We start from the raw sequence: 21,250 nt of genomic DNA, 5'->3' as shown, positions 1-21,250 counted from the left end.
AAACTGTAACGCCGCCACCAACCAGAAAGGCAGACGATGACCACCACCGAACGGACCGACCTCCCCACGGCAGAGGTGTTGCGCCGGCGGGTACGGCAGGCTCTCGATGCTGTGGGGGCGACGGCGGAACTGGGTGAACCGACCGCCCCGGGTCCCGGCCTGCACGCCAGCACCCCGATCAGCGGCGACGTATTGTTCACGCTGCCAGAGGACAGTCCCGATCAGGTCGATGCTGCGATCACCGCTGCGGCACAGGCCTTCTCGACATGGCGCACCACTCCGGCACCGGTACGCGGCGCGTTGGTGGCGCGGCTGGGCGAGTTGCTCGTCGAGCACAAGGCAGATCTGGCGACACTGGTGACGGTGGAGGCGGGCAAGATCACCTCAGAGGCACTGGGCGAGGTCCAGGAAATGATCGACGTCTGCCAGTTCGCGGTCGGGCTGTCACGCCAGTTGTACGGTCGCACCATCGCTTCCGAACGTCCCGGGCACCGACTGATGGAGACGTGGCACCCGCTGGGCGTCGTCGGCGTGATCACCGCGTTCAACTTTCCGGTTGCGGTGTGGGCGTGGAACACCGCGATCGCCCTGGTGTGCGGCGATACCGTGGTGTGGAAACCCTCTGAGCTGACTCCCCTGACCGCGATCGCCTGTCAGGCGCTGATCGAACGCGCCGCAACCGATGTCGGTGCGCCCACGGAAGTGAGCCGGCTGATCCTCGGCGGGCGCGAGTTGGGTGAACGACTGGTCGACGATCCGCGGGTGGCGCTGCTCAGCGCGACCGGTTCGGTGCGGATGGGCCAACAGGTGGGTCCGCGCGTTGCCGCCCGGTTCGGCAAGGCGCTGCTCGAGTTGGGTGGCAACAATGCCGCGATCGTGACTCCCTCGGCCGATCTGGATCTCGCCGTGCGCGCCATCGTGTTCTCCGCCGCGGGCACCGCGGGACAACGCTGCACCACGCTGCGCCGGTTGATCGTGCACTCGTCCATTGCCGACGACCTGGTGTCCCGAATCGTCGCGGCCTACCAGAGCCTGCCCGTCGGTGATCCGAGTGTGGACAGCACCCTGGTCGGCCCGCTCATCCACACCCGCGCCTATCGCGACATGGTCGGGGCGTTGGAGCAGGCCCGCGCCGATGGCGGCGAGGTGTTCGGCGGTGAGCGTCACGACCTGGGTGACGAGGGCGCGTTCTACGTGGCTCCCGCAGTGGTCCGGATGCCTGCGCAATCCGCGGTGGTGCACACCGAGACGTTCGCGCCGATTCTCTACGTCCTGACCTACGACGATATCGACGACGCGATCGCCCTGAACAATGCGGTGCCACAAGGGCTTTCCTCGGCCATCTTCACCACCGATGTGCGCGAGGCCGAGCGGTTCATGGCCGCCGACGGATCCGACTGCGGTATCGCCAATGTCAACATCGGGACGTCGGGCGCCGAGATCGGCGGGGCGTTCGGCGGCGAGAAGCACACCGGCGGTGGCCGCGAATCAGGCTCGGATGCCTGGAAGGCGTACATGCGTCGCGCGACCAACACGGTCAACTATTCCTCCGAGCTGCCACTGGCTCAGGGCGTGCACTTCGGCTAGCCGGCTCAGCCGTCCTGTTGACACACGACGTCGACGTACACGGTGGTGAACTGCAGCGCGGTGGTGCGTGTGGCGGGCACCCCGTGCACATCGGTCACCCTGCACTGCGACAGCGGAACTCCGTTGTCCCCGTTGATCTGAACGGTGTACCCGGCAGCCGTCAGGTCCCGCACCACATCGGCGGCTCTGGTACCGCCGGTGGGTGCTGCCGAGGCCGGGGCGGCAGCACCCAGGAACCCCACTACCACTGCCACAGCGCATATCGATCGGTTCATCTGGAGGCCCTCCCGCATCCGTAGGTTTCACCTATCGATACGCACTGTGGTTACATCCGGTTCAGGCCGGCCGCTCCGGCGGCCGTGGGGCCAACACCTCGATGCTCCCGCCTCGCTCTCGGACATCGAAGTGCGGCAACGGCTTCGGCGCGATCGGAAGTTGGTGTGTGAGTACCTGGCCGGCCGGCGAGAACGACGTCACGTGGCACGGGCAGCGAAGGCTGTCCACGGCGCCGTCGAACCACAGCTTGCACCCCTGATGGGTGCATACCCCCGATACGGCATCGACCTTTCCTCCCGCCCGCCGGACGAATCCCGACACCGTGCCGAGGTCGAACGACAGCACGGAACCCTCTGCGAGATCGGCGCTTCTCGCCACCGGCAGCCACTCGCCGTCGTTGGGCACCAGGTCAGCACCGTCGGCCTGCGCAGGCTCGGTGGGCTGCTCCCGGTCGGACACGACATGGTCGATCGATACGGCGGCGACGGCCGCGGTCGCCGCCGCGGCGGTGCCCACGATGACCTGCCGGCGGGTGGCCGACGGCCCCGGCCGCGCCGGTTCGTCCGCTTCTGCATGGGAAAGCTGTTGGGCGATACGGCTCTTGAGGTCATCGACGAACTCCGGCCGGGGTTCGACTGCGTCGGGACGTGCTGCCCGCAGTTCGATCGCCGCGCGAATCTGTGCGGCGTCGAAGTCGTCGGCCGGGAAGGATTCGGGTCGTCGCCCGGCGAGTAGATCGTCGACGTATTTGCGTACCCCGCGCCTGGTCACCGTGACTCTCCCTCGTTGATCTGAGCGGCCAGAGCGGACCTCGGCCACGCTCGCCGAGAGCCGCAGCGGCCGAAGCGCGGCCAAGAAGACCTCCGAGGTCAGGTCCTCGGCGTCGGCGTGGCTGCCCAACCGCGCGTAGAGCAATCGGTACACCCACGTCAGGTTGTCGTCGTACACGGCGTCCCAGCTCGGATAACACCCCTCCGGCACGATCCGCAGTTCCGGGCGCTCACGTCCGACAGGCATCGAGCATCCTCAGCACCGGCCACCCGCCTTTCACCATGCGGGAACCCGGAGCAGGCTCCCGCACACCTAGATAGAGCGGCGGGTTACACGCGAACGGCGTCCGCATCTGACCAGCATCCACCGGTGTAACCCGGCGCGCTATCTCCTGATGACCGTTTCTGCGCCGCTCTCGACACAACGGAGGTTCCGATGGTCCGACGATTCCCTGCCTCTGCGGCCGTTGCCGCCCTGGCAATAACGGCGGCGTCCGCGTGCTCCGGTGCGCCGGCCGCGCCGGCAAGCACATCGTCGGCACCGGTCCCCGGAACCGCCGTCAGCATCGACAACTTCGCGTTCGCTCCCGCCACGCTGACGGTGCACCGTGGCGACACCGTGACGTGGACCAATCACGACGAGGAACCGCACACCGTCGCGGCCGGCGACGGCTCGTTCCGCTCCCCCGGCATGGACTCCAACGCCACCTTCAGCTTCACCTTCACCAAACCGGGTAGCTACGACTACATCTGCTCGATTCACCCCTCCATGCGCGGCACCGTGGTGGTGACCTCATGACCGATTCGCACGCCATGAGCCGTCGCCAACTCATCCGCCACGGCGCCTGGTTCGGCGCCGCGGTCGGTCTCGCGGTGGTCGGCGGTGAGGTGATCTCGCATGCCGCGGTCAAACCCACCGCGGTGGTGTCGGGGCCGACGATGCGTTTCGCCCAGGTCTCCGACAGCCATATCGGGTTCAACGGATCCGCCAATACCGATGTGGCCGGGTCCTTCGGCCGGGCGATCGACCAGATCAATTCGCTGGACTACACCCCGGATTTCGTCATCCACACCGGTGATCTCACGCACCTGTCCACGCCCGCACAGTTCGATCGGGTCAAGCAGATGATGGGCGACCTCAAGACACCGCTCGTGTTCACGGTGCCCGGCGAACACGATTCGGTCGACGACGCCGGCCAGAAGTACCGGTCGGTGTTCGGAGCGGGCGCCCGCGGCGACGGGTGGTACAGCTTCGACATCGCCGGGGTACACGTCATCGGGCTGGTCAACACGTTGAACCTGAAGAAGCTGGGGCATCTCGGCGTCGATCAACTGGACTTCATCGAGAAGGACGTCGCCCCGTTGTCCTCGGACACTCCGATCGTGGTGTTCAGCCACATTCCGTTGTTCGCGATGTACCCGGACTGGGGCTGGGGTACCGACGACGCCACTCAGGCGTTGAGCTACCTGCGCCGGTTCGCCTCGGTCACCTGTCTCAACGGTCATGTGCACCAACTGTTCTCGAAGACCGAGGGCAACGTGACGTTCCACAGCGGTACCACCACCGCCTATCCCCTGCCGCATCCCGGCGACGGTCCGGCGCCCAAACCGCTGACCCTCCCTGCCGGTCGCCTGCACGACGCCCTGGGAATCCGGGAAGTCAGCTACACCAAGGGCACCACGGCACTGGCGCTCAAGGAGGACCGGCTGTAAGCAGGAGGCATGCAGATTGAGAACTCGGTGGCGGTCATCACCGGCGCCGGATCGGGAATCGGCCGTGCGCTGGCCACATCGTTCGCGGCGGCAGGTGCACGCGTGGTCGCCGCCGACCTCGACGCGGAGTCGGCCGAGCAGACGGCGGCCCAGATCCGTTCCGGCGGCGGGCAGGCACTGGGTGTTCGGGCCGACGCCGGTGTCACCGCCGATATCGAGGAGCTGACCACCACCGAGTTCGGCCCGGTCGACATCTACGTCGCCAACGCCGGGATTCTCGGCGCACCGGGCCTCGGCACCGACGAGGACTGGGATTCGATCCTGGACGTCAACCTGCGCGCACATATCCGCGCCGCGCAAGTGCTTGTGCCGCAATGGTTGTCGCGCGGAGGCGGATACTTCGTATCCCTTGCCTCGGCGGCCGGTCTACTGTCCCAGATCGGAGCCGCCGGGTATGCCGTGACCAAACACGCCGCGGTCGGCTTCGCCGAATGGCTGGCCATCACCTACGGCGATGACAACATCGGGGTCAGCTGTGTGTGCCCGCTGGGTGTGGACACCCCGCTCCTCGACGCGGTACGTACTTCGGCCGATCCGGACGCCGCGGCCGGTGCCGCGTCGATCGTGCAGTCCGGCGAGGTCATCAGTGCAGAACAGGTGGCCACCGCAACGGTCGAGGCCGTGCAGTCGGGCCGGTTTCTCGTGCTGCCGCACCCGCAGGTGCTCGACATGTACCGGCACAAGGGTTCCGATTACGACCGGTGGATCGCCGGGATGCGCCGCTACCAGCGCTCACTGCGCGCCGGCCGATGAGCGGCCCGCCGCAGGCAACGATTGCGGCGGCACGTACACGCCCAGCGATATGCGGTGCCACCAGACGTGTTCGTGCCGCAGCTCGGTCCAGGTGCTGAACTCGTACCGGTACAGCGTCGCCCGCACGTATCGCGGCGGATCGTCCGGGAAGGGATTGCACCGCAGCAGCTTCAGCGTGTCTCGATCGTTCTCCAGCAGCCGGGTCAGCAGCATGCGCAGCCAGCCGTGGGCGTAGGCCGGTGAGATGGCGGCGAACCACATCAGCCAGTCCAAGCGAAGGTGATAGGGCGCGAACTGCCGCGGCCATCGACGGACATCGCCGGGCTTGCCCTTGAACTCGTACTCCTTCCACACGGTGTGCTCACCCAGGCTGGCGTCCGAGGTGCCCTCCAAAACCACTTCGTCACGGGTGCGGCCGACGGTGCCGAACGCGCCGTACGAATTCACCAGGTGATAGCGGGTGTACGAGGCATTCATCCGCTGACGTTTCGAGATGAGGTTGCGGGCCGGCAGGTAGCTCATCACCGCCACCGCGGCCGCGAATCCGACCACCGCCACGATGAACCACACTGGGGTCGGGCCGAATTGATGTTCAGGAACCGGGAACAGTGCGGCGGCACTGGAATCCGACACCGCGCTGAAGGCCAGGACGATGGTGATCCAGTTGAGCCAGGCGAAGTTGCCCGACGCGACCAGCCACAGCTGGGTGACGATCACGACGAGCGCGGCCCCACTGGCCACCGGTTGCGGGGCGAACAAGGCGAACGGCACGATGAGTTGGGCAAAGTGGTTGCCGGCCACCTCGATTCGGTGCAGGGGCTTGGGCAAATGGTGGAAGAACCAGCTCAGCGGCCCCGGCATGGGTTGCGTTTCATGGTGGTAGTACAGGCAGGTGAGGTTGCGCCAGCACGGATCACCTCGGAGTTTGATCAGCCCGGCGCCGAACTCGACCCGGAACACGAGCCACCGGGCCAACCACAGCACCAGCAGCGGAGGGCCGACGTCGTCGTTGCCCAGGAAGGTCACCAGGAACCCGGCTTCCAGCAGCAGCGATTCCCACCCGAACGAGTACCACGTCTGGCCGACGTTCACGATCGACAGGTACAGCGCCCACAGGAGCAGCCAGGCCGGCATCGCGACCCACAGCGGCACCATGTCGCCGCAACCGACGAGCAGGGCGGCGGCGAGCAACGCACCCGTTGCGCACACGCCGGCGAAGAAGCGGTCGGTGTAGTGAAACTGAAACAGGCTCGGGGCGCTGCGGAATGAGTTGGCAGCCAGGAATCGCGGGATCGGCAGCAGGCCGCGCGCACCGAGGAGGCCGCGGAACTGCCGGGCCGCCACGATGAACGCGATCAGGTAGATCGCGGCGGTTCCCCGCTGCAATACCTGTCGGGCCAACCAGTATTCGTCTGCGATGAACCATTCCATGCGCGGACCTGACGACGTTGCGGGTCTGTCCACGAGAACGGTACCCCGAATCGGGGCATTTCATGCGCGGTACGCCGACGCTAGCGGCGCCGCAGGGTCAACCGGAAGCCGGCCGGCATCATGGTCAGGCGCTCCTGCACCTGCAGCGTGTAGTCCGGATCGGCGATCAGGTCATAGCGGCGGATCAGCACGGCGAGCATCAACACGGCTTCATGGAGGGCGAACTGTCTACCTATGCAAGATCTTTCACCGGTCCCGAACGGCTTGTACAGGCCACCGGGGCGCGTCCGCATCTGCTCCGGGGTGAACCGGTCGGGGTCGAATGCCTCAGGGTCGTGCCCCCAGCGCGGATCCCGGTGCAGGGTCGAGGTCAGGGCCAGCGCCCAGTCACCCTTGCGCATCGGGTGCATTCCGGCCAGCACGGTGTCCTCGCGGGCCGCCCGGTAGTAGGCCGGAACCGTCGGCTGCAACCGCAATGACTCGTCGAGAACGCGCCGGACATACCGTAATTTGGCGACCTTCTCGAACTCGGGCCGCTGCTCGTCGCCCCACACCTCCTCGACCTCGGCGCGGGCCCGGGCCAGCACCTCCGGGTGCCGCGACAGGAAGTACAGCGCGAATGACAAGGCACCGGAGGTAGTTTCGTGGCCGGCGATCAAGAAGTTGATCAGCTGGTAGCGAATGTTGGCGGCGTCGAGATCGGACTCCAGCATGATTTGCAGCAGGTCGTCGTGGCGCCCCGATGGCTGTGTCCGCCGTGCGGCGACGATGTCGTCGGCCAGGCCGTGCAGATAACGTGCGTCGCGGTGGAGCCGGTGCTCGTAGCGCCGGTAGGCGAACGGGGGCAGGAATGTTTCCCGCAGCACCCCGAGGCGGTCAGCGGCCAGCAGCGCCGAGACCATGTGGGCAACGAACGGGTGGACGGTGTCGCTCTGGAAACACCGGAACGAGTACCCGGCAGTGCACCGCCCGATGGTCTCCAGGGTGACCCGGGTGGTGTCGGCCGAGACATCGACGGTTTCGCCGGCGCCGGCCTGCTGATCCCAATGGTCGGTGAGCTCGTCGGCGACGTCGAACATCACCGCGTGATAGCGGCGCATCGCGGACTGGCTGAACGCCGGCATCAGCAGTTGATGCGCCGTGAGCCAGTTCGGCTCGTCGTTGTAGGCGGTGAACAGTCCATCGCCCGCCACGATCCGCAGGGCCTCGATATCGGGGCCCACATGCTTGCAGAACCGGGTTTCGTCGTTGAGATCGTTGACCGCGTCGGCACCGGCGGCCACCACGTAACGGGCACCCAGGAACCGGAACTCGCAGATGGGCCCCAGCTCGGCCATGCCCATGGCGTTCTGCATCGAGGAATCCGGCTGCAGACCGAAGATGTCACCGAGCAGGGGCACCCGCCGCGGTGGGTGGGGCAGTTTCGGATACTTGGCACCTTCAGGTGAGGTCCGCGCGCCCACGACGGTCATGACACCAGATTTCCGCCTTGTTATACATGTGTCAAGTAAGGGCCTGGCGTTAGGCTGCAGTCGTGGGTGCCGAGTCGAGACGCCGGCTGTCCCCCGCCGACAGACGCAACGAGCTGTTAGCGCTGGGAGCCGAGGTGTTCGGCCAGCGACCGTACGACGAGGTCCGCATCGACGAGATCGCTGAGCGCGCCGGGGTCTCTCGCGCCCTGATGTACCACTACTTCCCCGACAAGCGGGCCTTCTTCGCCGCCGTCGTCCGAGCCGAGGGCGAGCGGTTGTTCGAGGCCACCAGCACGCCTCCCGAGCCTGGTCAGAGCCTGTTCGGCCAGCTGCGCGCCGGCGTTCTGGCCTATCTGCGCTACGACGAGGAGCATCCGCACGGCGCTTGGGCCGCGTACATGGGTCTGGGTCGCACCGACCCAGTGCTGCGCGGCGTCGACGACATCGACAACGACCGCCAGGCCGACCGGATCATGGGCCGGATCAGCGACGCGATATCCGAGCCCCTCGACGCCAAGGTCGAACGCGATCTGCGGGCCACCGTGTACGGCTGGCTGGCCCTGACCTTTGAGATGTGCCGACAACGGCTCAAGGACCCCTCGATCGACGCGGGATTCGTCGCCGACAGCTGCGCGCACGCCCTGCTCGACGCCATCGGCCGGGTGCCGGGCCTGCCCGCCGAACTGGTGTGTGCGGCTGCTCCCGAACACCGCTGAAACCCACTTGTCGGTGCTGCGCGGCAGGATGGCTAGATGACCACCACGCCGGCAGACCCGCTGGCCCGGTTCAGTGCGCTGACCCGGGAGTGGTTCACGGCCGCCTTCCCGGCCCCGACGGCCGCCCAGGCCCAGGCCTGGTCCGCCATCGCCGAGGGGCGCAACACCCTGGTCATCGCCCCCACTGGGTCGGGTAAGACCCTCGCCGCGTTCCTGTGGGCCATCGACGAGCTGGCCCAGTTGCCGCCCGATCCCCGCTCCGGCACCACCGTGCTCTACGTATCGCCGCTCAAGGCCCTGGCCGTCGACGTCGAACGCAACCTGCGCACCCCGCTGACCGGGATCACCCGGGTGGCCGAACGTCACGGGGTGCCGGCCCCGTCCATCAGCGTCGGCGTCCGCTCCGGGGACACCCCGCCCAGTGCGCGCCGCGCGATGCTGGCCAAGCCGCCCGACATCCTGATCACCACGCCGGAATCCCTGTTCCTCATGCTGACCTCGGCGGCCCGCGAGACCCTTGCCAACGTCCGGACCGTGATCGTCGACGAGGTCCACGCCGTCGCCGCCACCAAACGTGGTGCGCACCTGGCCCTTTCACTCGAACGGCTCGACCAGCTGCTCGACAAACCCGCCCAGCGGATCGGGTTGTCGGCCACGGTGCGTCCTCCCGAGGAGGTGGCCCGGTTCCTGTCGGGCCAGGCCCCCACCACCATCGTCGCCCCGCCGTCCGGCAAGACCTTCGACCTCTCCGTGCAGGTCCCGGTGCCGGACATGGCCAACCTCGACAACAACAGCATCTGGCCCGACGTCGAGGAGCGCATCGTCGACCTGATCGAGTCACACCAGTCCTCGATCGTGTTCGCCAACTCCCGCCGGCTGGCCGAACGGCTGACCTCACGTCTCAACGAGATCCACGCCGAACGGACCGGAGTCGAGCTCTCACTCGACCACAATCCGCAGGTGGGTGGTGGCGCCCCGGCCCAACTCATGGCCAGCGGTCAGGCCAACGGCGCGCCGACGCTACTGGCCCGCGCGCACCACGGTTCGGTCAGCAAGGAGCAGCGGGCCCAGGTCGAAGACGACCTCAAGACCGGCCGGTTACGCGCCGTGGTCGCCACCTCCAGCCTGGAGCTGGGCATCGACATGGGTGCGGTCGATCTGGTGATCCAGGTCGAGTCGCCGCCGTCGGTGGCCAGCGGGCTGCAGCGCATCGGACGTGCCGGGCACCAGGTCGGCGAGATCTCCCAGGGCGTGCTGTTCCCGAAGCACCGCACCGATCTGATCGGCTGCGCGGTGACGGTGCAGCGCATGCGCTCCGGTGACATCGAGACCATGCACGTGCCGGCCAACCCGCTCGACGTGCTGGCCCAGCACACGGTGGCGGCGGCCGCCCTGGAGCCGGTGGATGCCGACGCATGGTTCGACGCGGTGCGCCGCAGCGCTCCGTTCGCCACGCTCCCGCGCAGTGCGTTCGAAGCCACGTTGGACCTGTTGTCCGGCAAGTATCCGTCCACCGAGTTCGCCGAGCTGCGGCCACGCCTGGTCTACGACCGCGACCACGGCATCCTGACCGGCCGCCCGGGCGCCCAGCGCCTGGCAGTCACCTCCGGCGGGGCCATCCCAGATCGCGGGCTGTTCACCGTGTACCTGGCCACCGAATCGGAAAAGCCTTCCCGGGTCGGCGAACTCGACGAAGAGATGGTCTACGAATCTCGCCCCGGCGACGTCATCTCCCTGGGCGCAACCAGTTGGCGGATCACCGAGATCACCCACGACCGGGTTCTGGTGATCCCCGCCCCGGGTCAGCCGGCCCGGCTGCCGTTCTGGCGTGGCGACAGCGTGGGACGGCCCGCCGAATTGGGCGAGGCGGTCGGGGCATTCACCGGGGAACTCGCCGCGCTAAATCGCGCTGAGTTCGATGAGCGTTGCCAGACAATGGGTTTCGCCGGTTTCGCCACCGACAACCTGTACCAGCTGTTGCACGACCAGCGCGAGGCCACCGGTGTGGTCCCCAGCGACAGCACTTTTGTGGTGGAGTGTTTCCGGGATGAGCTGGGCGACTGGCGGGTGATCCTGCATTCTCCGTACGGCCTGCGGGTCCACGGGCCGCTGGCCCTGGCGGTCGGTCGACGGTTGCGGGAACGCTACGGCATCGACGAGAAGCCCACCGCCTCAGACGACGGCATCATCGTGCGGCTGCCCGACAGCGGCGAAACCCCGCCCGGTGCAGACCTGTTCGTGTTCGACGCCGACGAGATCGAACCCATCGTCACGGCCGAGGTGGGCGGTTCGGCGTTGTTCGCGTCCCGCTTCCGCGAATGCGCCGCGAGAGCCCTGCTGCTGCCGCGCCGGCACCCCGGCAAGCGATCCCCGTTGTGGCATCAACGGCAACGCGCCGCGCAACTGCTCGACATCGCCCGCAAGTACCCGGACTTCCCGATCGTGCTGGAAACCGTGCGCGAATGCCTGCAGGACGTCTACGACGTTCCCGCCCTGACCGAGCTGATGCGCCGGGTGGCCCAACGCCGGCTGCGCGTGCTCGAGGTGGAGACCGCCACCCCGTCACCGTTCGCGGCCTCGCTGTTGTTCGGCTACGTGGGTGCGTTCATGTACGAGGGCGACAGTCCGCTGGCCGAGCGGCGCGCGGCCGCGCTGGCCTTGGACACCGTGCTGCTCTCCGAACTGCTCGGCCGGGTGGAACTCCGCGAACTGCTGGATCCGGCGGTCGTCGCCTCTACTTCGGCACAGCTGCAACACCTGACGGAAGAACGAGCCGCGCGCGACGCCGAGGCCGTGGCCGACCTGTTGCGGATGCTGGGCCCGCTCACTGAGGCCGAGATCGCCGAGCGCGCCACCACCGACACCATCGGGGGCTGGCTCGACGGGCTGCACTCCGCCAAACGCGCGCTGCCCGTGACCTACGCCGGCCAGACCTGGTGGGCAGCAGTAGAAGACATCGGACTGTTGCGCGACGGGGTCGGGGCGCCGGTACCCGTCGGGGTGCCCATGGCATTCACCGAATCCATCGACGACCCCCTCGGGGATCTGATCGGACGCTACGCCCGTACCCACGGCCCGTTCACCACCACCGAGGTCGCCGTGCGGTTCGGGCTCGGCCTGCGGGTGACCGCAGATGTGTTGGGCCGCATGGCTGTCGACGGCCGGCTGGTGCGCGGCGAGTTCGTCGATGATCTTCCCGGCGATCAGTGGTGCGACGCCGAGGTACTGCGCATCCTGCGCCGTCGCTCATTGGCCGCGTTGCGCGCCCAGGTCGAGCCCGTCAGCATCGCCGCCTATGGCCGCTTCCTGCCGTCCTGGCAGCACGTGGGGTCCAACCACAGCGCTGGTATCGACGGGTTGGCCTCGGTGATCGAGCAACTGTCCGGAGTCCTCCTGCCCGCGTCGGCCGTGGAATCGCTGGTGTTCGGGCAGCGGGTTCGCGACTATCAGCCGGCGATGTTGGATGAGCTGCTCGCTTCCGGGGAGGTCATGTGGTCCGGTGCCGGGCAGATCGGCAGCAGTGACGGTTGGGTGACGTTCCACCTGGCCGAGACTGCGCCACTGACGCTACTGATCCCTGCAGAGATCGAGTTCACCGACACCCACCGGGCCATCATGGAGACGCTCGGGCACGGCGGGGCGTATTTCTTCCGTCAGCTGGCCGATCAAACCGCCGAATCCGAGCTCAAAACGGCGCTGTGGGAACTGATCTGGGCCGGCTGGATCACCGGAGACACCTTCGCACCGGTGCGGGCGATGCTGTCGGGTCCCCGACGGTCAGGGGCACCCGCACACCGTCAGCGTCAGCGTCCACCCCGGCTCAGCCGCTACAGCGTCGCACGCCCGCACAGCCGCGCGGCTGATCCGATGGTGTCCGGCCGGTGGTCGACACTACCTGGTGCCGAACCGGATTCGACCGTGCGGGCGCACTTCCAGGCCGAGCTGCTGTTGAACCGGCACGGGGTGCTGACCAAGGGGGCAGCGGCAGCCGAGGGCGTGCCGGGCGGGTTCGCCACGTTGTACAAGGTGCTGAGTGCATTCGAGGACGCCGGCCGCTGCCAGCGGGGCTACTTCGTCGAGTCACTCGGCGGGGCCCAGTTCGCGGCGGCCTCGACCGTCGACCGACTCCGGTCCTATCTCGACGGCGTCGATCCCCGGCGCCCCGAGTACCACGCCGTGATGCTCGCCGCGACCGACCCGGCCAACCCGTACGGCGCCGCGTTGGCCTGGCCCGATCGCTCAGGCGACTCCGATGCCCATCGACCCGGCCGCAAGGCCGGTGCCCTCGTCGCACTCGTCGACGGGCAGTTGGTCTGGTTCCTGGAGCGTGGTGGCAAGACCCTGCTCAGCTTCACCTCCGATCCCGACACGCAACGGGCCGCCGCAGGCGCTCTGGCCGAACTCGTGAGCGCCGGGCGCATGCCGTCACTACTGGTCGAGCGGATCAACGGGGTGGCCGTACTCGATCCCGGGGTCGACGAGGATCGCGCCACCGTGCAAGAGGCGCTGCTCGGCGTCGGGTTCGCCCGCACCCCGCGTGGTTTGCGACTGAGGTAGCCGGCCTCACAGGAGGCCTGCGACCTTGTACAGCACGAGCGATCCCGCGACAGCCACGTTGAGGCTGTGGCCCGTACCCACCATCGGAATCTCGACCGCGAGATCAAGCAATTCCATTGCATCGGAAGGTATACCGCCGCCCTCGTTGCCGAGAACCACCACGGTGCGGGAGCGCGCCGCAGGCAGGTCCGCCAGGCGGATCGACTCGTCGGTGAGTTCGACGCCGATGATGCGCGTTGATCGCTCCCGCTGCTTGTCCAGCCAGCCGACGACGTCGCCGTAGATCCAATGGACGCACGACCTGTGCCGCAGCGTGTTTCCCTTACGGAGAGCCTCGGGAACCCATGGCAACCGGGGCACGGCCAGACATGCGCCCACCGCATCGCACGTGCGGAGCAGCGTGCCGAGATTGACCCCATGCTTGGGCCACAGCGGCGCGACGATGATGTGGTTCCAACACTGGTGACGGCCCGAGCGGCGCTGCCGGTGGATCTCTTTACGGGTACGAATACGAGGCGCCGACTGCGGCGCCGTACCGCTCATCGGGGGGCGGGAACGCCCTTCCCGCGGAGTCGAGAATTTATCACCGGGCGATTATGCCATCGAGCATCCGCCAACTTCCATGGCAACTGGTTCAATGAAAACATGCCCGAGGGAGATACCGTCTTCCACACCGCCACGGCGCTGCGCACTGCTCTGGCGGGAAAAATGTTGACGCGCTGCGACATTCGGGTTCCGCGCTATGCCACCGTCGACCTGACCGGGCACATGGTCGACGAGGTGATCAGCCGAGGCAAGCACCTGTTCATCCGAGTTGGTCCGGCCAGCATCCACTCCCACCTGAAGATGGAGGGCAGTTGGCGTATCGGCTGGCCCAAAGGCGCGGCGCATCGCATCCGCATCGTGCTGGAGACTGCCGACAGCCGGGCCACCGGGATCGATCTCGGCGTTCTCGAAGTACTCGACCGCGACACCGATATGGCCGCGGTGGAGCATCTGGGGCCGGACCTGCTCGGCCCCGACTGGGAGCCGCGCACCGCTGTGGCCAATTTGGTTTCTGATCCCGATCGAGCCCTGGCGCCGGCCCTGCTCGATCAACGGGTGATGGCAGGGGTGGGCAACGTCTACTGCAACGAGCTGTGTTTTATCTTCGGACGTCTGCCCACCTCGCCGGTGAGCTCGCTGGCCGATCCCCTACGCGTCGTGCAACGTGCTCGGGACATGCTGTGGCTCAACCGGTCCCGCTGGAACCGCACCACCACCGGGGATACCCGGCCAGGACGTCAGCTCTGGGTGTACGGCCGCGCCGGTGAACCATGCCGACGCTGCGGGACACTGATCGAGACCGATGCCGGCGGTGAGCGGGTGACCTACTGGTGTCCGACCTGTCAAACGTAAGGCCGTTGCATCGACGTCCTGAGACATAACGCCTGTGCGTGTCCGGGGGTCGGCGTATTATCGAACACATGTTCGAAGGCGATTCCGATGTGGCACTGATCGACGCGATGTCCGCGTCGGCCCGTGCGGAATCAGCGGCCATTGCGGGGCGGCTGGCCGCGATCGGGGCGTTGGACCGCCTGCGGGAACACGAGTTGGCCGAATCGATCTTTTGGACCACCGATCCGTTCGAAGAAGTGTCCGCCGAAGTGTCGGCGGCGTTGCGGATCAGTCGTGGCCGCGCCGGTACTCAGGTGCATCACGCCCGGGTGCTGCGCGACAAACTCCCGTTGGTGGCGGCCCGGTTCGCCGTTGGGGACATCGACTACCGGGTGGTGCGGATGATCATCGCCCGCACCGGCATCGTGGATCCCGCAGTGTGGACGGGGTTGGATGAGGAACTCGCCGGCCGGGCGCATAAATGGATGCGGTTCTCCGAACGACAGCTACGCGACCGGGTGGATCAATGGATCGCCAAACTCGACCCCAACGGGGTACGAGTCCCACCCCCTATCGACGACGGGCGGTTCGTTCAGGTCGAACCAAGCACCCCGGGCATGGCCTCGGTATGGGCCAACCTCCACGCCGCCGACGGGGTCGCCTTCAGTCAACGCCTTGACGCGGTCGCCGACACCGTCTGCAAACACGACCCCCGCACCCGCGAACAGCGCCGCGCCGATGCCGTGGGACCGGTCGCCCGACTCGAATCCCAACTGCCGTGCCTGTGCGGACTCGACGACTGCCCCGCCAAACAAAAACGCGCCGCCGCGGATGCAGCGATCGTGCACGTGCTGGCCAACCAATCCACCGTGAACGGTCGCTCGGATGATCCGGGGTATCTGGCCGGCCATGGCATCCTGCCCGCCGAATCGGTACGCGACCTGGCCGCCACCGCCAAGATCAAACCCGTACGCATACCCACCGGGCGCCCGGCTGAGCCCACGGAGCCTGGCGAGCCGAAGGAACCCGGTGAGGCCGCCGACACGGCTGAGCCTGGCGAGCTCAGCGATCCGGCCGAGCCGGAACGCCCTGAGCCCGCTGCTGCCGGCGAGCCGCAGTACCGCCCCTCGGTCGCACTGTCAGAGTTCATCCACTGGCGCGACCTGACGTGCCGATTCCCGGGCTGTGATGCCCCCGTCGAACGCTGCGATATCGACCACACCGCACCCTGGCCTACCGGGCCGACACATCCCTCGAACACCAAACTATTTTGCCGCGCACACCATTTGGTGAAAACGTTCTGCCCCGGCTGGAGCGACCGTCAACGACCCGACGGCACCATCGAGATCACCACCCCCACCGGACACACCCACGTGACCGAACCCCACGGCGCCGGCATGTTCCCCACCCTGGGCCAACCCACCGGGGACCTCAACCTCCCCGAACCGCAAGCACCACCCAACTTCAATCGCGCGGCGAAAATGCCCAAACGCAGCCGCACCCGCGAACAAGACCGACAAGACCGCATCGCCGACGAACGACGCCTACGCGCCGAACTCAACAACGACCTCGACGTCGAACGCCAATACCAAGCCTGGCTCGCCGAAGAATACGGACCACCACCACCCTTCTGAGACAGGGCGATCATGGGCTGCTATGCAGGTAGCGCCTGGGCGACCTCCTGCGCCACCCGAGTACCTGATTCGATGGCGCCCTCGATATAGCCGGCATGGTCGCTCGCGGTTTCGGTTCCCGCCCAATGGATGTGGCCAACAGGCTCGAAGGGCCACGGAAGTAGCCCGTCCAGGGTGCCCGCGATGGGCAGTGCCATATAGCCGCCGCCGACGTATTCATCGGTCTGCCACGACTTCTCATGCCAGCTGACCGGCTCAAGCACCTCTGGCCCGATGTGACCGATCAAGGGTTCCAGCACGGCCCTGCGACGCTCATCGGCGCTGAGACCATCGAGCTGACGGGCCGCGGGCCCCCCGACGAGCACACATAGATGCCCCGGACCGTCCGGCGGGCTGGTGTCGAACACGCCGCTACCCGGGCCGTCGAGGACGATGAGCTCACCACCCTTGCGCTGCCTCCAGAACGGCCGGTGGTACACCGCAATGGCCTTGTAGACCGATCCCATATACGTGTCATCCGCAAGCCGCGCCCGCTCTGGCGGCAGCGGCGGTTGGTGGGTGATAGACCGCGCCATTGGCGCCGGTACAGTGACGATCACCTTGGCGGCCCGCACCGCGCCCGCGGTGGACTCGACTGTCACGCCAGATTCGTCGCGGCTGATCTTTACGACCTTATGTCCCAGGCGGATCCGGGAACCGAGCTCGGCAGCAAAACCGCCGGCCAGCCCCCGCATACCCTCGACGATCAGGGAATCCTGCGCGCCTCCCTTGGTCGACAACATGGTGAGCACGCCGCCTTGCTGGCGGATCATTCGCGCCATCGCATACACCGAGTGTCGGTCCAGATCGGCAGTCCACGACACCGCCGCAATCACTTCCAGCAGCCGGCGTGCAGTGCGGCCCGGCACCCGGCGCAGCCATGAGTCCACAGTCTTGTCGTTCCACCGCTGCGGAACTCCGGTGCGGGACAACACCTCTACACCGGCCAGCGCCAACACGGCCGTGAGCACAGCCGGCGATGCTGCCGACAACCGACGTGAGCGGTCGACGAGGCCGGGCATCGGACCCGTGTGCATCTGATACCTGGTGAGGCCGAACTCGTCGACCAGCGACGAGAGCCGGTGGTGCCCGTGGCCGATCCACTGACCACCGAGGTCGACCGTCGACCCCAGCGCGGTGGTCTCGCTCATCGTTCGGCCGCCGAGTCGGTCCGAAGCTTCCAATACGAGCACGTCGATTCCGCGACGGTGCAGCTCGCGGGCTGCCATCAGCCCCGATACTCCCGCGCCGACCACGACCACCGTGGTCTGTTCCGTTGCGTCATCTTGCGCCGTCATCACGACCCGCCATTTCTAAGTCGGTCAACCGTCCGACTTTTATAGCACGAGAGGACCCGAGGGCGACAGCCCGGCGCCGTCCTCAGTCCACTAGGCCGCAGGCTGCGGGTCCGCGAGCGTCACCAGCATCTGGATCGCGTGGTCGAGGTCGCGGCGCGCGCGCCCGCGGTCCCGGCTCGCCACGTACTGGATGATCAGCCCGTCGAGCATCGCGAGCCCGAGGCGGCCCAGCGTGGCGAAGTCCACGGCGCAGCACTCCCCGGCGGCGTTCGCGGACTGCTCACAGAACTCGGTGACCAGCGCGGTGTACCGGTCGTACTGCAGCCGCGCCAGCCCCTCCGAGCCCTCGCTGCGCACGGAGTACATCGCCAGTTCGTACTGCATGACCTGCACGCCGACGTCACCTTCGACCAGGGCCTCCCAGAACGTCGTGACACCGTGGCTCAGGGCGTGCGCCAGACCTTGGTCGAGTTCCAGGCTGCCGTGCACGGTGGCGACGACATCGTCGATGACGGCGACAATGACGGCGCGCAGCATCTGATCCTTGGACGGAAACACGTAGTGCAAGGTGCCGAGCGGGATGCCCGCCTCCGCCGCGACTGCGCGCAGGGTCGTCCCCGGCACTCCGACGTCACTGAGCACGCGGATCGCCGCCGCGACGATCTGCTCCTGACGCTCGGCTGCCTTGACGTAGGCCATCGGAACCTCTCTCCCCTCAACTGAGCGACAGCTTAGGGTGAAAACATGGCCAACGCCGTCGTCCGCGCTACGTCACCGGACGACCTTGATGCGATCAGCGCGATCTATGCCCATCACGTCGAGACCGGGGTCGCCACGTTCGAACTGATCCCACCGCATCGCGAAGAGTGGGAGAGTCGGCTGGCGACCGCGCGTGAACGTGAATTGCCGTTCCTCACCGCCACACTCGACGACGAGATCGTCGGCTATGCCTACTGCTCACCGTGGAAGCCGCGCCCGGCGTATCGGCACACCGTGGAGAACTCGATCTACCTGGCACCACAAACCGCCGGCCGCGGCATCGGAACCCTGCTGCTGCAAGTACTTCTGGACGGCTGCACTGCGGCAGGTATCCGTGAGGTCATCGCCGTGGTGGTCGACACCGACGAGGCGGCGGCATCCCTTGCCCTGCACCGCAAGCACGGTTTCGCCGAGGCGGGCCGACTGCGCGCGGTCGGATACAAGCACGGACGATGGCTGGACACGGTGCTGCTTCAGTGCAGCCTGTCGATCAGCAGTTGACGAGTTCGGGCTCGCAGATCGGCTGCGATGCAGGCTCCTTGGCAGCCGCCTGCTCGACCGGGACTTCCTTGGGCGCAGCATCCTTGGGCGTGCCGCCCCAGGGGAACGCCAGTCGCACGATCTTGCGCACGACGGAGGCGAACTGCTTGTGGATCGGGCCGGTGTTGTAGGGCAGGCCGTAGCGCTGGCAGATCTCCTTCACCTCGCCTGAGATCTCGGCGTAGCGATGCGCCGGGATGTCCGGGAACAGGTGGTGTTCGATCTGGAAGGACAGGTTGCCGCTGAAGATGTGGAACCACTTGCCGCCGGTCAGGTTTGCCGAGCCGAGCAACTGGCGGAAGTACCACTGTCCACGGGTCTCGTTCTCGGTCTCCTCGATGGTGAACTCGTGGGTCCCCTCCGGGAAGTGCCCGCAGAAGATGATCGTGTAGGACCACACGTTGCGCATCAGGTTGGCGGTCATGTTGCCCGCGAACACAAATGGCGCGAACGGCCCTGCCAGCAGCGGGAAGGCCACGTAGTCCTTCACGGTCTGCTTGCGCACCTTCGCCCACATCTCGCGCAACATGTCCTTCTTGTCCCGCAGGCGGATCTCACCGGTGCGGATGCGCTCGGTCTCGAGCTCGTGCAGCGCGACACCATACTGGAAGAACACCATCAGCAGGAAGGCGTACAGCGGATTTCCCAGGTAGTACGGGCTCCACTTCTGGTCTTCGCTCATCCGCAGGACGCCGTAACCGATGTCGCGGTCCATGTCGACGATGTTGGTGTAGGTGTGGTGCATGTAGTTGTGCGAGTGCCGCCATTGATTGGACGGGCACGCCGAATCCCACTCGAAGTTCTGGCCGCGCAACGCCGGATCGCCCATCCAGTCGTACTGGCCGTGCATGACGTTGTGGCCGATCTCCATGTTGTCGAGGATCTTCGACAATCCGAGCATCACCGTGCCGATCGGCCACGCCGGCGGCAGGAACAGCAAGGCACGGCCACCGACCTCAAGCTTGCGTTGCATCTTGATGATGTCGCGGATGTAGGTGGCGTCGCGCTCACCGAGGTCGGCGAGCGCGCGTTCACGGATGGAGTCGAGTTCGGCGCCGAAGGTCTCGAACTGCTCGGGGGTCAGGGTGTAGTGAGTCATGGTGTGTCCTTTCTTCGAAAAGGGCTGAAAGTAGGTGTCTAGAGGTCGATCTGGACGTCGCCGCAGGGGGCGGTCACACAGATTTCGATGTTTTCGTCAGGGTCCGTCGAGACCGCGCCGGTGATCAGGTTTTTCACCGGGCCGCTGATCTTCTTGCGGGTGCAGGTGTGGCAGATGCCCATCCGGCAACCGCTCGTCGGATTCAGTCCGGCGGCCTCGGCCTGCTCCAGGATCGAGCGGCCGTCGTCGACGACTGCGACGACGCTTTCGGCGAAGGCGACGGTTCCGCCGGACACCTCGGTCGGCGCGGCGATCACCGGCGGCACAAAGCTCTCCGAACGGGCTTCGGGCAGCAGGCCCTTGACCGCGGAGACCAGAGCCGGTGGGCCGCAGACGAACACCGCGTCGGGGTTCGGCATCGCGGCGGCCAGGTGGTCCGGACCGAAGTGTCCGGTCAGGTCGCCCTGGTTCGAACGGGTGTAGCTGTGCAGCACCGTGACGCCCGGGGTCGCCGCCAGTTCGGTGGCGTACGCAGCCTCTTCGGGGTTACGGGAGTAGTGGATGAAGGCAACCTCGCCGTCGAAGTTCTCCTCGCGCAGGGTGCGCAGCATGGAGAGCACCGGCGTGATGCCGCTGCCGCCGGAGACCAGCAGGATGCGGCGGGGGCGCTGTTCCGGAATGACAAAGTCGCCGCCGACCGAGTCGAGGCCGAGGACCATGCCCGGCGCTGCGTTGCGGTACAGGTACTGCGAGACCAGTCCGTCGTCGTGCAGGCCGATGGTCAACTCGATGACGGGGCTGCCTTCGGCGTTGGCCGGCGAGTAGCACCGGGTGCGGCGGCGGCCGTCGATCTCCACGGTCAGGTTGATGTGCTGGCCGGCCTTGAAACCCCGCCAGGCGTCGTTGGGCTGCAGGGTCAAGGTGACGCTGCGGGGAGTCTGCTTACGGACGGCGACCACCTTGGCGCGGGCGTCATTGACGGTCCAGGTGCGGTCGTAAACCTCGGTGTACCGGTCCACGCCGTGCGGGCCGGTGAGGATCCCAACCAGGGCGGAGCGCCGGATTCGGCGGCTCAAAGTTTCGGTGAACATGTGTACACAATGAAGCCGTCGAGACGTTCACGTCAAGGGTTAAGCCGCAGGTTGTTGTGCGGATCACGTGGTGAACAA

General features: G+C 67.0%; 18 protein-coding genes and 1 pseudogene. 9 read left to right on the top strand and 10 right to left on the bottom strand.

The features are described from left to right. Window positions 1-36 precede the first annotated feature (36 nt). Window positions 37-1,587, top strand: a complete 1,551-nt coding sequence (gene amaB, locus AC4LGL_RS07410) for an L-piperidine-6-carboxylate dehydrogenase (protein WP_491838150.1) — start codon at window positions 37-39, stop codon at window positions 1,585-1,587. Window positions 1,588-1,592: 5 nt separating this feature from the next. Here the strand turns inward: amaB and AC4LGL_RS07405 are convergent, their stop codons facing one another. The 3 genes and pseudogenes from AC4LGL_RS07405 to AC4LGL_RS07395 all read right to left on the bottom strand — a co-directional run. Continuing rightward, window positions 1,593-1,841 (bottom strand): hypothetical protein, encoded by a 249-nt coding sequence (locus AC4LGL_RS07405; RefSeq protein WP_491838149.1) that lies wholly within the window; start codon window positions 1,839-1,841, stop codon window positions 1,593-1,595. Between the two features lie 82 nt (window positions 1,842-1,923). Continuing rightward, window positions 1,924-2,634: a Rieske (2Fe-2S) protein gene (locus tag AC4LGL_RS07400; RefSeq protein ID WP_491839293.1), complete on the bottom strand. Its 711-nt coding sequence runs from the start codon at window positions 2,632-2,634 to the stop codon at window positions 1,924-1,926. Window positions 2,635-2,664: 30 nt separating this feature from the next. Next, a pseudogene (locus tag AC4LGL_RS07395) lies at window positions 2,665-2,880 on the bottom strand (RNA polymerase sigma factor); the annotation flags it as partial. Between the two features lie 189 nt (window positions 2,881-3,069). Between AC4LGL_RS07395 and AC4LGL_RS07390 the strand changes: the two are divergent. Genes AC4LGL_RS07390 through AC4LGL_RS07380 form a run of 3 tightly spaced genes read left to right on the top strand, consistent with a single transcriptional unit; the run spans window position 3,070 to window position 5,159 of the window. Next, the gene (locus AC4LGL_RS07390; RefSeq protein ID WP_491838148.1) at window positions 3,070-3,432 is read left to right on the top strand and encodes a cupredoxin domain-containing protein; all 363 of its coding nucleotides are present in this window, start codon (window positions 3,070-3,072) and stop codon (window positions 3,430-3,432) included. After that, a complete protein-coding gene (locus AC4LGL_RS07385) occupies window positions 3,429-4,346 on the top strand; it encodes a metallophosphoesterase family protein (protein ID WP_491838147.1) in 918 nt (305 codons plus the stop codon). The genes AC4LGL_RS07390 and AC4LGL_RS07385 overlap by 4 nt, the downstream gene beginning before the upstream one ends. A 9-nt stretch (window positions 4,347-4,355) precedes the next feature. Next, window positions 4,356-5,159, top strand: a complete 804-nt coding sequence (locus tag AC4LGL_RS07380) for an SDR family NAD(P)-dependent oxidoreductase (protein WP_491838146.1) — start codon at window positions 4,356-4,358, stop codon at window positions 5,157-5,159. Here the strand turns inward: AC4LGL_RS07380 and AC4LGL_RS07375 are convergent. Then, the gene (locus AC4LGL_RS07375) at window positions 5,139-6,590 is read right to left on the bottom strand and encodes a lipase maturation factor family protein (protein ID WP_491838145.1); all 1,452 of its coding nucleotides are present in this window, start codon (window positions 6,588-6,590) and stop codon (window positions 5,139-5,141) included. The genes AC4LGL_RS07380 and AC4LGL_RS07375 overlap by 21 nt on opposite strands. 80 nt (window positions 6,591-6,670) lie before the next feature. Continuing rightward, a complete protein-coding gene (locus tag AC4LGL_RS07370; RefSeq protein WP_491838144.1) occupies window positions 6,671-8,062 on the bottom strand; it encodes a cytochrome P450 in 1,392 nt (463 codons plus the stop codon). A 62-nt stretch (window positions 8,063-8,124) separates the two neighbouring features. Between AC4LGL_RS07370 and AC4LGL_RS07365 the strand changes: the two genes are divergently transcribed. Beyond that, window positions 8,125-8,778: a TetR/AcrR family transcriptional regulator gene (locus tag AC4LGL_RS07365; protein ID WP_491838143.1), complete on the top strand. Its 654-nt coding sequence runs from the start codon at window positions 8,125-8,127 to the stop codon at window positions 8,776-8,778. Window positions 8,779-8,814: 36 nt separating this feature from the next. After that, window positions 8,815-13,335 carry an ATP-dependent helicase gene (locus AC4LGL_RS07360; RefSeq protein ID WP_491838142.1) on the top strand — a complete coding sequence of 1,507 codons (4,521 nt, stop codon included), beginning with the start codon at window positions 8,815-8,817 and terminating at the stop codon, window positions 13,333-13,335. Window positions 13,336-13,341: 6 nt separating this feature from the next. Here the strand turns inward: AC4LGL_RS07360 and AC4LGL_RS07355 are convergent, their stop codons facing one another. Then, window positions 13,342-13,878, bottom strand: coding sequence for a TrmH family RNA methyltransferase (locus tag AC4LGL_RS07355; RefSeq protein WP_491838141.1), 537 nt, complete (start codon window positions 13,876-13,878; stop codon window positions 13,342-13,344). Window positions 13,879-13,980: 102 nt separating this feature from the next. Here AC4LGL_RS07355 and nei2 point away from each other — a divergent pair, with 102 nt between their 5' ends. Both nei2 and AC4LGL_RS07345 read left to right on the top strand, forming a co-directional pair. After that, window positions 13,981-14,733 (top strand): endonuclease VIII Nei2, encoded by a 753-nt coding sequence (gene nei2 / locus AC4LGL_RS07350; RefSeq protein WP_491838140.1) that lies wholly within the window; start codon window positions 13,981-13,983, stop codon window positions 14,731-14,733. 68 nt (window positions 14,734-14,801) lie between these two features. Next, window positions 14,802-16,346 (top strand): HNH endonuclease signature motif containing protein, encoded by a 1,545-nt coding sequence (locus tag AC4LGL_RS07345; protein WP_491838139.1) that lies wholly within the window; start codon window positions 14,802-14,804, stop codon window positions 16,344-16,346. 20 nt (window positions 16,347-16,366) lie between these two features. Here the strand turns inward: AC4LGL_RS07345 and AC4LGL_RS07340 are convergent, their stop codons facing one another. Both AC4LGL_RS07340 and AC4LGL_RS07335 read right to left on the bottom strand, forming a co-directional pair. Then, complete coding sequence (locus tag AC4LGL_RS07340) at window positions 16,367-17,683, bottom strand: flavin monoamine oxidase family protein (RefSeq protein ID WP_491838138.1); 1,317 nt, start codon at window positions 17,681-17,683, stop codon at window positions 16,367-16,369. Window positions 17,684-17,773: 90 nt separating this feature from the next. Beyond that, window positions 17,774-18,382, bottom strand: coding sequence for a TetR/AcrR family transcriptional regulator (locus AC4LGL_RS07335; RefSeq protein WP_491838137.1), 609 nt, complete (start codon window positions 18,380-18,382; stop codon window positions 17,774-17,776). 45 nt (window positions 18,383-18,427) lie between these two features. On the opposite strand from AC4LGL_RS07335, the gene AC4LGL_RS07330 reads away from it, so the two are divergent. Continuing rightward, window positions 18,428-18,943 (top strand): GNAT family N-acetyltransferase, encoded by a 516-nt coding sequence (locus AC4LGL_RS07330; protein ID WP_491838136.1) that lies wholly within the window; start codon window positions 18,428-18,430, stop codon window positions 18,941-18,943. On the opposite strand, the gene AC4LGL_RS07325 is transcribed toward AC4LGL_RS07330, so the two are convergent. Next, window positions 18,933-20,081, bottom strand: coding sequence for a fatty acid desaturase family protein (locus AC4LGL_RS07325; protein WP_491838135.1), 1,149 nt, complete (start codon window positions 20,079-20,081; stop codon window positions 18,933-18,935). The genes AC4LGL_RS07330 and AC4LGL_RS07325 overlap by 11 nt on opposite strands. A gap of 38 nt (window positions 20,082-20,119) precedes the next feature. Then, window positions 20,120-21,172 carry a ferredoxin reductase gene (locus AC4LGL_RS07320; RefSeq protein ID WP_491838134.1) on the bottom strand — a complete coding sequence of 351 codons (1,053 nt, stop codon included), beginning with the start codon at window positions 21,170-21,172 and terminating at the stop codon, window positions 20,120-20,122. Between the last annotated feature and the right edge of the window lie 78 nt (window positions 21,173-21,250).

Source organism: Mycolicibacterium arcueilense (assembly GCF_058536225.1).
The sequence above is the reverse complement of the archived record's forward strand: the minus strand, read 5'-3'. Positions and strand labels throughout refer to the sequence as shown.